We start from the raw sequence: 11,868 nt of genomic DNA on the forward strand, positions 1-11,868 counted from the left end.
CTGGAATCAATTCTTAACGAAGTTAATTAGTGTTACGATGCCCATCATGCCCGCACCGCTCACCACTCCCGCGGCGGCCACCGTGTTCACCATGGTCCTGACGCAGGGGCCGGTCTCCCGGGTGGAGATCGCCAGGCGGACGGGGCTGTCGTCCGCCGCCGTCACCAAGGCGGCCCGCCCGTTCATCGAGGCGGGCTATCTGGAAGAGCTGGAGGCCACCGACCGGCCGGGCCCCGGCGCGGGCCGCCCGGCCAGCCCGCTGGCCATCAAGCCGGACCGGGAGTTCTTCACCGGCGTGAAGATCACCGACGACGAGCTCATCGGCGTCGTCACCGACCTGCGCGCCCAGGTGCTCGTCGGCGCGCGTCGCCCGCTGACGGCGATCTCGCCCGAGGGTGTGGTGGCGACGCTGGCCGACCTCGTGGCCGAGCTGCTCGCCGCCGACCCGGCCTACCGGCGGCGGTGTCACGCGCTGGGCCTGGCGGTGTCGGGTGACGTCGACAAGGCGCACGGCATGGTGCGCTACTCCCCCTTCCTCGGCTGGCGGCAGGTGCCGCTGGCCGAGTTGGCCGCCGCGGCGACGGGCCTGCGGGTCACGGTCGAGAACGACGTCAAGTCCCTCACCGTGGCCGAGCAGTGGTTCGGCGAGGGCATCGGCGCGTCGTCGTTCGCCCTGGTCACGGTGGGGGTGGGGATCGGCTGCGGGCTGGTGGTGAACGACCGGATCGTCGCCGGTTCGCACGGCGTCGCCGGGGAGATCGGGCACATCCCGGTCGGCGGCGAGGCGCCCGAGTGCCACTGCGGAGGGCGCGGCTGCGTCGAGGCGATCGCCGGGACCGCGCCCATCGTTACCGCGGTCCGCGAGGCCCTCGGCAACGCGGAGCTGACCATCGACGCGGCCATCGACGCCGCCCACGCGGGCGACCTGGCGGCGCGCGAGGTGTTCGCCAGGGCCGGGCACGCGATCGGGCTGGCCATGGCGGCCATGGCGAACCTGATCGGGCCCGAGCGCATCATCGTGACCGGCGACGTGCAGGGGCTGGCGGCCTACGACCTGTTCGAGGAGCAGATCAGCCGGTCGTTCGCGAGCCAGGCGTTCGGGGCGGCGGCCGACTGCCGGATCTTCCTGCGCCCCCGGCCGTTCGAGCAGTGGGCGCGCGGCGCGGCCTCGGTCGCCATCCAGACCTTCTTCACCCTCCAGGAGCGCTGATGACCGCGGCGACCGGGATCTGGCAGCCGCACGACCGCGCCCCCTCGGAGACCCGCGAGGTGCGCATCAGCGTAGGCGGGACGGAGCTGACGGCGACGGCCGCGGCCGAGCTCGCCTGGACCGTCGCCGAGGACGCCGACGGCGTCCACGAGCTGCGGATCACGCCTGACCGGCCCGCCGTCGTCCGCGTGGCGTGGCGGGTGCCGTGCGTGGCCGCGACGGCGTTCTGGGCGCCCGACGGCGGCGAGCACCGAGGACTGCCGCCGTTCTGGCGCAAGCCCCGGGTGGCCGCCCTGGAGAAGAACGCTCCCGTGGGATGCCTGGTGGGCGCCGGGGACGTGTCGCTGTGCACGTACGCCGTCGGCGAGGTGATCCGGCCGGTGCACCTCCGCACCGGAGTCGTGGAGGAGACCGGGGACTTCGGCTTCTGGGCCGAGCACGACGCCGATCCCGGCACCGGCCTGGTGCTGCGGCTGGATCTCACCGGACGGCACTTCGCCCGCACGCTGGCGGACGTGGCCGCGTGGTGGCGCGGCTCGGTGCGCGAGGTTCCCGAGGTGGCGCGGATGCCCGCCTACTCGACCTGGTACGCCATGCAGCAGCACGTCGACGCCGCGAGCGTGGAACGGCAGGCCGGTCCTGCGGCCGAGCTGGGCTGCGAGGCGATCATCGTGGACGACGGCTGGCACAGCGACGACCGCGGGCGCGGTTACGGGCACGTCGGCGAGTGGGAGCCGTCCGCCACGTCTTTTCCCGATATTTCTGGACATGTGGCGGCGGTCAAGCAGGCGGGGCTCGCCTACCTGCTCTGGTACGCGCTGCCGTTCGTCGGCCGCCACACCGCGCTCTGGGACCGCGTGCAGCCGTACTCGCTGGCCTACAAGGAGCACATGAACGCGGTCATCGTCGACCCGCGCTACCCCTACATCCGCGAGCTCCTCGCCGGCCACCTGACCCGGGCGATCCGGGAGTGGGGCATGGACGGCCTGAAGATCGACTTCATCGACCAGTTCGCCGTGGAGGACCCGCCCGAGCCGGGGCCCGAGGCCGACTGCGCGACCGTCAACGAGGGCGTGCGGCGGCTGCTGGCCCTGTTGCCCACGGACTGCCTGGTGGAGCTGCGCCAGCCGTACGTGAGCCCGGGGCTGTGGCCGTACGCGACGATGGTCCGCGCGTCGGACTGCCCGCTCAGCCCCGCGCACAACCGCCAGCGGACGGTGGACCTGCGCCTGATCGCCGGGCCGCTGGCCGTGCACGCCGACATGCTGATGTGGCACCCGCAGGAGACCCCCGAGCGGGTGGCGGCGCAGCTCGTCAACGTGCTGTTCGCGGTCCCGCAGATCTCGGTGGACCTCACCACGCAGACGCCCGCTCAGTTGGAGGTGCTGCGGTTCTGGCTGGGCTTCGTCAAAGAGCACGCCGAGGTGCTGCAGCGCGGCGCGTTCGAGCCGGCCCGGCCCGATCTGGTCTACCCGCAGGTCACGGCCCGTTCGGCGGGCACGGTCATCACGGCCCGCTACGCGCCGCTGCCGGTGGCCGTCCCGGATGCGGGCACATTGTGGCTGGCCAACGCCGACGACTCGGCCGACGTGCTGCTCCAGGCCGGCCACTCCGGTACGGCCCGCGCCAGGGTCCAGACCTGCCGGGGCCGTACGGTGAACGACGTGACGCTGGAGCTGTCCCCCGGCACGCACACGATCACGGTGCCCACGGGCGGGCTGCTCCGGCTGGACCTGGGCTCAGAAGCCGCCACGTAGGCGGTCGAAGAGCTGCGCCTCGTACAGCGAAGGCGGGAAGAGACCCGGCTGCCCGGCGCCCTCGATGTACCCGGCGGGCTGCGGGAAGGGGCCGTCCCCGGTGACCGTGCCCAGGCAGCCGATCGCGTAGTTCTGGGCCGTCGGCGGCTTCTGGACGATGAGCCTGCTGGTCGACACGTCGCACCGCCAGGCCACCGAGTGCGCCGCCGACCAGCCGTGCGAGGTGCCGTAGCGGCCCCGGTTGTACAGGCCCAGCGTGTAGTCGTAGTGCGGGTCGATGTCGCGGTGCCCGTCGTACAGCAGGCCCTGGGACCAGCGGCGGTGGCCCTCGCTGGAGTTCAGCGCGTACTCGGCCGTCCCGCGCAGGAACACCACGCCCGACACCGTGCTGTGCCCGTTGGAGACGAAGGCGTGCCGCGACTTGTAGGCGTGGCAGTCGCGGAACAGCACCTGCTGGGAGTACACGTAGGTGTTGAAGTTGTAACGCCTGCTGCCGGTGACGATGCTGACCGGGTCGATGGCGCGGCAGTTCTCGACGGTGGCGCGTGTGGTCTCCTGCGTGGCCACCCCGGACTGGGTGAAGTGCAGCATCGTGCAGTCGCGCACCCACGAGTCCTCGGTGCGCAGCAGCACGATCGCGTTGTAGGCGTGGTCCTCGTCCTGCTCGGGGTCGCCGTGGTACTCGATGTCCACGCGCAGCCGCTCCACACCCACCTGGGTGACGAGCCCGGCCCGGTCCCACTTGTAGACCGACGACTGGGACAGCGCCCGGTTCAGGTGGTTGTACACGGGCACGTCGATCTTCAGCCTGTTGCCGGAGATCTCGCGGATGTAGCGGTTGTAGATGATCGGGTGCTCGCCCACCTGCCACGCCGGGCCCACGTCGTGGCCGCCGTAGTCGATGGCCTTGAGCCACTCCTCCGAGCACGGGTGGTAGATCACGATGTTGTCGCCGGGACGCAACGACCCGGCGCTCGCCACCTCGAACTCGCGGGCGCCCACCTGCACGAAGTCCGTGGTGATGTCGGTGCGGGTGCCCGGCACCTCCCCCTTCCAGCCGCCCGCCGCAGTGCCGCCGACCACGATGACGTCGCGGTCCTTGGGGTTGTTGCCGGTGGCCTTGATGATCGTGTTGCCGGCCGGGTCCTCGCCGTCGCCGCTGCCGCGCAGGACCATGCCGTCGGCGCGTACGTACAGGGTGCCGGCGACCGGGTAGAGGCCGGGCAGCAGGAGCAGCGCGCCGCGCCGCTCGCGGGGCAGCGCGGCGATCTCGTCGAGGGCGGCCTGAACGTGCGCGGTGTTGTCGCCCTCGACCGGCCGGATGGCCTTGACCACCCGCACGTACGGGATCGGCCGCTCGCCGTTGCGGTATCCGGCGTGGCTGAAGTCGGGGATGCGGTTGCCTTCGGCGTCCTGCGCGTAGGCCAGCCGCCCGCGCCTGTCGTACGAGACGAGCTTGGACTGCCAGAGCGTGGTGGCGCCTGCGGGCGTGGCACCGGCGGCCGCGGCGATCGCCAGCGTGCCTCCAGCCACGAGCAATCCGCGTCTGCTGAGATCGTGTGCCATGGCCTCTCCTAAGGGGGTACGGCCCGCACCCGAGCAGGGCGCGGGCCGTTCGTTCGGGCTCAGCTGATGACGATCTTGTCGAGCTCGGGACCCCTGGCCGTGAGGCTGAAGAACCGGATCGTGTTGACCCCGGCCACCAGGTCCACCGGCACGGTCGTGGTCGTCACCGTGTCCTTGGTCCCGGTCATCGGCACCTGGATCGAGTCGGCCCCGTTGACGCTGACCGCGAACGTCTGCGCGCCGTCCACCAGCGCGTGCACGGTCAGTTGCCGGGTGCCGGTGGTCTCCGACAGCACGCCCTTGACCACGGCGTAGTCATAGACGTTGCCGCCGATGAGGATCACCTTGCGGCCGCCCGAGCAGACCGCACAGTAGGCGGGCTCGGCCGCGCCCTCCCAGACGTTGCCCACCCGCTCGGCCTCATAGGCACCCGGGCTCCGGTCCGGCGGCGGGAGCTTGACCGGCGGCGTCGCCGGGCCGAGCTGCCACGCCTTCAGATCCTTGACCAGCAGGTACGTCTCCTGCAGCCCGGCGCTCTTGATGCTGCGGTAGATGCCCCACTTGGGGCGGTTGTACTGCTCCTGGGTCCACCACAGGTCGATGTGCTCGACCTTCTGGTCGGCGATCGTCCGGCGGCCGTCCGCCAGGGTCCAGCGCATGTAGCCGTCGTCGCTCGACCTGAACTCCAGCGTGACGGTGACCCACTTGTTCTGGATCGGCTCCAGGTCGGCGGTGGCGAAGTCGTGCGAGGTGTTGTCCGGGAGCGTCCAGTAGCGGGCCGCGATCTTCTGCACTCCCCCGATGACCGGTAGCGAGATCTGCGCGATCGGGGTGCCGACGTCGGAGTTCTTCAACTGCCAGATGTGGGTGAACGAGGTGGTCGCGTCGAGGGTGTCCGGGATGTACATGCGATAGCTGATCCGCCAGGTCTCGTCCTTGCGGATCTCCAGCGGGGCGCCGTCGTGGTCGCGCATGCCGCGTACCTCGTTGCGCATGCGGTCGGAGCCGTCGCGGTCCTCCAGATGGGCGGTGAACTTCCAGGCGTCCTTGTCTGTGGAGACGTGCGGCTGGCCCTCGGGGTGGGAGCCGCGCCGGTCGTCCTCCAGCGCCTCGAACGCGTTGACGCCGTCGGTGCTCGGGTCCCAGCGCAGTTCCCAGCGGGACGGCCTCTGCGACGGGGTGGGCGCCGCGGTGGCGGGGGTGGCGGTCGCGATCAGGGCGAGCGTGGCGAGCGCGCCCGCCAGGCGAGTGATCCTCACGGGCGCTCTACCTCGTCGCTCTCGGCCGCGCCGGCCGTCTGCTGGTCCGCTCGCAGGTTCCTGATCAGCAGGTACGTGTTCTGCAGGCCGGAGCTGTTGATGCTGCGGTAGATGCCCCACTTGGGCCGGAGGTAGTCGGTGTCGGCGCGCCAGAGGTCGGTGTTGTCGAGGCGTTTGTCGACCAGCGTCGTCGAGCCGTCCTTGAGCGTCCAGCGCAGGTATCCGGTGTCCGAGGCCTTGAACTCGAAGGTGGTGTCGAGCCACTTGCCCTGGATCGGGGCCAGGTTCGTGTTGCCGACCTCGTGCGTCTGCTCGTCCTCGTCCCAGTAGCGAACGTTGATCTTCGGCGTGCCGCCCGAGATGGGCAGCGACATCGTGTAGAGGGGCGCGCCGGAGCCGGGCACCTTCATCTGCGCGATGTGGGTGAAGGAACTGGTCGCGTCGAGCGAGGTCGGGATGTACAGCTGGTAGGAGATGCGCCAGACCTGGTTCTTCAGGATCTTGAGGTACGCGCTGCCGCTCGTGCGCATGCCCTTGACCTCGTTGCGCTGCCGGTCGTCGCCGTCGCGGTCCTGGGTGTGCATGTCGAAGCGGTAGGCGTCGCCGGAGACGTAGATGTGGGTGACGCCGGGGTGGGAGTCGGAGCGGTCGTCCTCGATGCCCTCGAAGGCCTGCGCGACCGTCTGGTTGGCCGGGCTCGGGTTCCAGCGCTGCGTCCAGACGGCCGCTGTGGCCGAGGCGGGCGAGGTGGGTAACACGACGAGGGTGAGAGCGGCGAGGGTGCCGCTCAGGCGCTTGATCATGAGGTCTCTCTCCTCAGATGGAGGGTGAACCCGCCGTTGGGGGATACGGCGAGGTCGAGCTTGCCCCCGGCGGAGACAGTCGCCGTCTCGGCGAGGATGCCGTCGTCAGGGGCGTCCCGGTAGATCACGGCCGCCCACTCCCCCGCGTCCAGGAAGTCGAGCGGCACGGTGAGCGTGCGGGCCTCGCCCGACACGCCCGCGCCGACGTACCATTCGTCGCCGCTCCTCCTGGCCAGCAGGATGTGGTCGGCGGGGTCGCCGGAGAGCAGCCGCGTGTCGTCCCATGCGGTGGGAACGCCGGAGAGCAGCCGCAACGCCTCGGGCCTGGCCCGGTAGGACTCGATGCTGTCGGCGAAGTGCTGGACGCCCGATTCGAAGATCACCGACAGCGCGAGCTCGAATCCGGCGGAGATGGCGCGGACTGCGGTGAACGTGCACGGGGTGAAGTCCATCGGGCCCTGCACGTTGCGGGTGAACGCGAGCGACAGGTAGTGCGCGGGCGGATAGAGCGGCAGCTTGCCGGGCTTCGGCTTGATCCACTCGGCGCCCTTGACCGCCTCCGCGGTCATGAACTGCGGCCAGGTCCGCTCAGTACCACGCGGGATCGTGCCGCCGTGGAAGACGACCATGAGCTTCAGCCGGGCGGTGGCGGCCAGGATGGCGTCGAACCAGCGCATCCGGTCCTGACCGTCGGACTCGGTGAAGTCGATCTTGACGCCGACGGCGCCCCATTCCTTCCAGAGCGCGAGCTTCTCGCGGTGTTCCAGCTCGGTGTCGACGTGCTGCCAGTGCGACCAGAGCCAGACGCCGACGTCCCTGGCCGCGGCGTAGGCGATCAGCGCGGGCATCCATTCCTTGTTCCATCCGGCGTCGGCCAGCACGTACGGCCAGCCGTGCTCGGCCGCGAAGTCGACCCAGCGCTTCTGCGCCTCCAGGTCCCGCGTGGACGGCCCGTCGGACCACCACGACCAGGCCGCGGCGCCGGGCCGGATCCACGAGGTGTCGGCCACCGCCGAAGGCGCGGCCAGGCTGGTCACCAGGTCACTGGCCACGATCGTGGCCAGCTCGCCGATGATCATCGTGCGCCACGGCGTGACGAGCGGGCCGGCCGCCGTCACGTACGGGTCGGGCAGGTCGAGCCGGAAGGCGTGGCCGTCGAAGCGCAGCCGGGTGCCCGCGTAGCCGCTGTCCAGGTTCGACTCGGTGACGAACAGCCAGGTCTCGCCGATCTGGAAGAGCGACGGGTAGCCGTACAGGATGGGCTCGGCGTCGGCGACCTGAGTGTGCCGGTGGATCTCCTCGTAGTCGCAGCGCCCGTTCTCGTACGGCAGGAGCACCGCCCGAGCCTCCCCCGGCACCACATACTCCGAAATTTCGTCAATGACGGTCACCGGTCCGGTCCATGGGACCACGTATCGATAGGCCACGCCGTGGCCGCCGATCCGCACCTCCAGGTCCAGCCGGTGCGCGCCCTTGGTGAACGACAGCGTCCACTCCTTGGCCGTATAGCGGTGCTCGCGCCGCTTGCCGGTCACCGTGTCATAGGACTCCGTCACCTGCCTGGACGACAGCCCGTCGAAGGTCAGGCCCGTACTCAGGTCCTCGTGCGCGGCCCGCAGGCCCAGCCTGGAGGGGCGCACCACCACGCGACCGCCGCGCCGCACCTCCAGGGTCGGCTCGCCGTCGGCCGAGAGCGCGACCGCGACTTCCAGGTCTTCATCACTGAGCATCCAACTCGGCACAGGGCCCTCCAGAGCAGAGATAGGAGGACTCATCGGCAACCCGCTCGGGCGCGCCGGCTCGGACGAGCGGCACGTACCGGCCCGCTGAGCTCCTCACAACGTGCCTGAGCCTAGGTTGCAACCGATTGCAATTCAATTCTTGACGAAGTTAATTACCAGGTCTACGGTACGGCCATGTCCCACGCACCGGATGCTGACGGATCCACACATCGGATCTCTCTCGCCCGGCTCCCGGTCCAGCGCCCGGACGTGGCCGTGCCGGTGATCGAGCCCTTCCTCTGAAAGGCCCCCCATGGAGATGAACCGTCGCCAGATGCTGGCCCTCGCGGTGGCGGCGGCGACCGCGCCCGTACTGTCCGCCTGCGGCGACAGCCGTCAGTCGAAGCAGGCCGCGGCCCCGGTCAAGTCGGGCGCTCAAGTGATCGACCCGAATCGACCGGCCAGCGATGACTGGCCCTTCGAGGAGGCCGAGCAGCTCAACAACTCGCTGACCTGGCCGAAGACGGACGTTCCCGACCCGGCGTCCAAGGTCGTGATCACGCTGGCCTTCACCACGGACGCCGTCACCGAGGTACGCAACGCGCAGTTCGACTTCTTCTTCAAAAAGCGCCACCCGAACATCGAGATCAAGCGCGAGTCGGCGCCGTTCGACCAGTTCCTCACCAAGTACATGGCGCAGGCCGCCGGCGGCACGCTGCCCGACGTGCTCTACAACCACTACTCCTGGACGCAGAACCTCATCGCCAACAAGGTCCTGCAGCCGCTGGACGACTACATCGCCAAGACGCCCGAGTTCGACATGAACGACATCCCGCAGCGTGGGCTCGGCTACTTCAAGCGGGACGGCGCGCTGTACGGGCTGCCCACCGACATGGCGCCCAAGCTGCTCTTCTACAACAAGGACCTGTTCGACAAGGCCGGGCTGAAGTACCCGGACGAGAGCTGGACGTGGGACAGGCTCTTCGAGACGGCCAAGAAGCTGACCAGCGGGTCGGGGGCGGAGAAGATCTACGGCGTCTCGCCGATGCCCAAGCCGGCGCCGGATCTGAGCTCGGTGTACCTGATGCCGTACGGCGGGCGGTTCCTGGACGCGGCCGAGTCAAAGGTGCTGATCACCGAGCCGAACGCCAGGGACGTCATGGCCCGCTGGCTGGACCTGCTGCTCAAGGACAAGGCGGTGCCGAGCCTGGCCGAGCTGCAGTTGCTGGAGAAGGTCGATCCGTTCAAGTCCGGGCACGCGGCCCTGTTCCTCAACGGCGCCTGGGTCATGCTGGAGCTGTCCAAGCAGAAGGCGTTCAAGTGGGGCGCCACGCAGATGCCCAAGGGGCCGCAGGGCCGCACCACCCCGGCCGTCGGCAGCGCGCTGGTGATGGCGGCCTCGGCGCCGAACAAGGACGCCGCCTGGATCTACATGCACGAGTACCTGTCGGCCTCCGGCTACAAGTTCCGCCGGATCGCCGCGCCGGCCCGCCAGTCCGCGTGGGAGGACAACGCCAAGGCGCTGGGCATCCCGGCGGAGGAGGCGGACCTGGTCAAGAAGATCATGGCCGACTACGCCTCGGACGACGGCGTGCTGCGGCTGCCGGCCAACAAGAAGGTCGTGGACACCGCCATACCGATCTGGGAGCGGGCGCAGCTCGGCAAGATCGGCGTCGACGACGCGTTGAAGGAGATGGCCGGCAAGGTCACGCCGGTCCTCAGCGAGAACAAGATCGCATGACCGCGGTGAGCGCCCGCGGCACTCTGGCCCGCAGGGAGGCGCGGCGCTTCTACCTGTTCACCTCGCCGTGGATGATCGGGTTCGTGCTCTTCAGCGTGGGCCCGATCCTGGCCGCGATAGTGCTCAGCTTCATGAAGTGGAACCTGCTCCAGTCTCCGACCTGGGTGGGCCTGGCCAACTACGAGCGCATGATCAACGACCCCGAGTTCTGGGAGTCGATCGGGAACACCGTGGAGTACGGCGTGGGCGCGGTGACGCTCGGCGTGACGTTCACGTTCCTGCTGGCGCTGCTGCTCAACCAGCCGCTGCGCTTCCAGGGCCTGTTCCGTACCGTGATGTACCTGCCCTCGGTGGTGTCGGGCCTGGCCACCGCGCTGCTGTGGCTGAACATCCTGCACCCCGACTACGGGCTGATCAACAAGGTCCTGGCCTCGATCGGCATCCAGGGCCCCGGGTGGCTGGCCTCGCAGGAATGGGCCATCCCCGGGCTCGTGCTGATGAGCGTGTGGGGCGCGGGCAACACGATCGTCATCTACCTGGCCGGCCTGCAGGGCATCCCGAAGACGCTCTACGAGGCGGCCGAGATCGACGGCGCCGGGTGGTGGCGCCGGTTCTGGAGCGTGACGGTGCCGATGATGTCGCCGGTCATCTTCTTCAACGTGGTGACCGGGTTCATCGCCGCGCTGCAGAGCTACGTGCTCATCCTCGTCATGACCGAGGGCGGCCCCGGCAACGCCACGATGGTGCTGGGCCTCTACATCTACCGGAACGCCTTCGTCTACTTCGACATGGGGTACGCGGCCACGCTGTCGTGGGCGATGTTCGTGCTGGTCATCGCCGTGACCGCGATCCAGTTCAGCCTGGCCAGGCGCTGGGTGCACTACGAGTTCAAGTGAGGTACGCCGATGCTCGTCGAGACCGCGGCCAGGCCCGCGCGCACCAGGCCGGGGCCGCCCCTGACCGTGGAGCAGGCCGATCGGATCAGGCGGATCCGGCGCACCGGCGCCTACGTCCTGCTCTTCGTCAGCTCGGCGGTGTTCCTGCTGCCGTTCCTGTGGATGCTGACGACCTCGCTGAAGTCCGACGCGGACAACCTGGCCTTCCCGCCGCAGTGGCTGCCTGACTCCTTCCACTTCGAGAATTACGTCAAGGGCTGGTCGGGCTCGTTGCCGTTCACGAGGTTCCTGGTGAACACCATCGTGATCACCGGGCTGTCCATGGCCGGCAACCTCATCTCCTGCGTGCTGCCCGCCTACGCCTTCGCCAGGATGCGGGCGCCGGCGGCCACCATCATGTTCGGCGCGCTGATGGCGACCATGATGATCCCCCGTGAGATCACCCTGGTGCCGAAGTTCATCATGTTCTCCAAGCTCGGCTGGGTGGACACCTATCTGCCGCTGATCGTGCCGGAGTTCTTCGGCGTGGCGCTCTACATCTTCCTGCTGCGGCAGTTCTTCACCACGATCCCGCAGGAGCTCATCGACGCCGCCCGCATCGACGGCGCCTCGGAACTGCGCATCCTGTGGAGCGTCATGCTACCGCTGGCCAGACCGGCGATCGCGGCGATCTGCCTGTTCTCCTTCGTCGGGAACTGGAACCAGTATCTGGAGAACTCCATCTACCTCCGGTCGATGGACAAGATCACCCTCGCGCAGGGGCTGGGCATGTTCAGCGGCCAGTACGTCACCCAGTACAACCAGATGATGGCCGTCTCGATCATCTCTATGATGCCCATACTCATCGTCTTTTTCCTGGCACAGAAAACGTTCATCCGGGGCGTCACGCTCACCGGAATCGCTGGAAGGTAAGTT

9 protein-coding genes are annotated in these 11,868 nt (G+C 69.1%); 5 read left to right on the top strand and 4 right to left on the bottom strand.

Annotated features, from left to right (window positions below):
* Window positions 1-46 precede the first annotated feature (46 nt).
* Both AB0F17_RS09845 and AB0F17_RS09850 read left to right on the top strand, forming a co-directional pair.
* Window positions 47-1,210, top strand: a complete 1,164-nt coding sequence (locus tag AB0F17_RS09845) for an ROK family transcriptional regulator (protein ID WP_358019090.1) — start codon at window positions 47-49, stop codon at window positions 1,208-1,210.
* Window positions 1,210-2,967 carry a glycoside hydrolase family 36 protein gene (locus tag AB0F17_RS09850; protein WP_358019093.1) on the top strand — a complete coding sequence of 586 codons (1,758 nt, stop codon included), beginning with the start codon at window positions 1,210-1,212 and terminating at the stop codon, window positions 2,965-2,967. Before AB0F17_RS09845 ends, AB0F17_RS09850 begins: the two co-directional genes overlap by 1 nt.
* Here the strand turns inward: AB0F17_RS09850 and AB0F17_RS09855 are convergent.
* The 4 genes from AB0F17_RS09855 to AB0F17_RS09870 are packed head-to-tail and all read right to left on the bottom strand — an operon-like array spanning window position 2,950 to window position 8,325.
* Complete coding sequence (locus AB0F17_RS09855; RefSeq protein WP_358019096.1) at window positions 2,950-4,533, bottom strand: hypothetical protein; 1,584 nt, start codon at window positions 4,531-4,533, stop codon at window positions 2,950-2,952. The two genes, AB0F17_RS09850 and AB0F17_RS09855, sit on opposite strands and share 18 nt — an antisense overlap.
* Before the next feature lie 59 nt (window positions 4,534-4,592).
* Window positions 4,593-5,792 carry a hypothetical protein gene (locus tag AB0F17_RS09860; RefSeq protein WP_358019099.1) on the bottom strand — a complete coding sequence of 400 codons (1,200 nt, stop codon included), beginning with the start codon at window positions 5,790-5,792 and terminating at the stop codon, window positions 4,593-4,595.
* On the bottom strand, window positions 5,789-6,595 hold the full coding sequence (locus AB0F17_RS09865; protein WP_358019102.1) for a hypothetical protein: 807 nt from the start codon (window positions 6,593-6,595) through the stop codon (window positions 5,789-5,791). The genes AB0F17_RS09860 and AB0F17_RS09865 overlap by 4 nt, the downstream gene beginning before the upstream one ends.
* Window positions 6,592-8,325, bottom strand: coding sequence for a glycoside hydrolase family 97 catalytic domain-containing protein (locus AB0F17_RS09870; RefSeq protein WP_358019105.1), 1,734 nt, complete (start codon window positions 8,323-8,325; stop codon window positions 6,592-6,594). Before AB0F17_RS09870 ends, AB0F17_RS09865 begins: the two co-directional genes overlap by 4 nt.
* A gap of 310 nt (window positions 8,326-8,635) precedes the next feature.
* Here AB0F17_RS09870 and AB0F17_RS09875 point away from each other — a divergent pair, with 310 nt between their 5' ends.
* Genes AB0F17_RS09875 through AB0F17_RS09885 form a run of 3 tightly spaced genes read left to right on the top strand, consistent with a single transcriptional unit; the run spans window position 8,636 to window position 11,865 of the window.
* On the top strand, window positions 8,636-10,057 hold the full coding sequence (locus tag AB0F17_RS09875; RefSeq protein ID WP_358019108.1) for a sugar ABC transporter substrate-binding protein: 1,422 nt from the start codon (window positions 8,636-8,638) through the stop codon (window positions 10,055-10,057).
* Window positions 10,054-10,953 (top strand): sugar ABC transporter permease, encoded by a 900-nt coding sequence (locus AB0F17_RS09880; RefSeq protein WP_358019111.1) that lies wholly within the window; start codon window positions 10,054-10,056, stop codon window positions 10,951-10,953. Before AB0F17_RS09875 ends, AB0F17_RS09880 begins: the two co-directional genes overlap by 4 nt.
* A gap of 9 nt (window positions 10,954-10,962) precedes the next feature.
* Window positions 10,963-11,865 carry a carbohydrate ABC transporter permease gene (locus tag AB0F17_RS09885; RefSeq protein ID WP_358019113.1) on the top strand — a complete coding sequence of 301 codons (903 nt, stop codon included), beginning with the start codon at window positions 10,963-10,965 and terminating at the stop codon, window positions 11,863-11,865.
* The last annotated feature ends 3 nt before the right edge of the window (window positions 11,866-11,868 follow it).

The sequence above is a fragment of the Nonomuraea sp. NPDC026600 genome, assembly GCF_040638335.1.
GTDB lineage: Bacteria > Actinomycetota > Actinomycetes > Streptosporangiales > Streptosporangiaceae > Nonomuraea.

Coding starts and splice junctions, on each gene's coding strand:
- AB0F17_RS09850 (WP_358019093.1), top strand. CDS start 1,210: ATGACCGCGGCGACCGGGATCTGGCAGCCGCACGACCGCGCCCCCTCG.
- AB0F17_RS09855 (WP_358019096.1), bottom strand. CDS start 4,533: ATGGCACACGATCTCAGCAGACGCGGATTGCTCGTGGCTGGAGGCACG.
- AB0F17_RS09875 (WP_358019108.1), top strand. CDS start 8,636: ATGAACCGTCGCCAGATGCTGGCCCTCGCGGTGGCGGCGGCGACCGCG.
- AB0F17_RS09870 (WP_358019105.1), bottom strand. CDS start 8,325: ATGCTCAGTGATGAAGACCTGGAAGTCGCGGTCGCGCTCTCGGCCGAC.
- AB0F17_RS09845 (WP_358019090.1), top strand. CDS start 47: ATGCCCGCACCGCTCACCACTCCCGCGGCGGCCACCGTGTTCACCATG.
- AB0F17_RS09865 (WP_358019102.1), bottom strand. CDS start 6,595: ATGATCAAGCGCCTGAGCGGCACCCTCGCCGCTCTCACCCTCGTCGTG.
- AB0F17_RS09885 (WP_358019113.1), top strand. CDS start 10,963: ATGCTCGTCGAGACCGCGGCCAGGCCCGCGCGCACCAGGCCGGGGCCG.
- AB0F17_RS09880 (WP_358019111.1), top strand. CDS start 10,054: ATGACCGCGGTGAGCGCCCGCGGCACTCTGGCCCGCAGGGAGGCGCGG.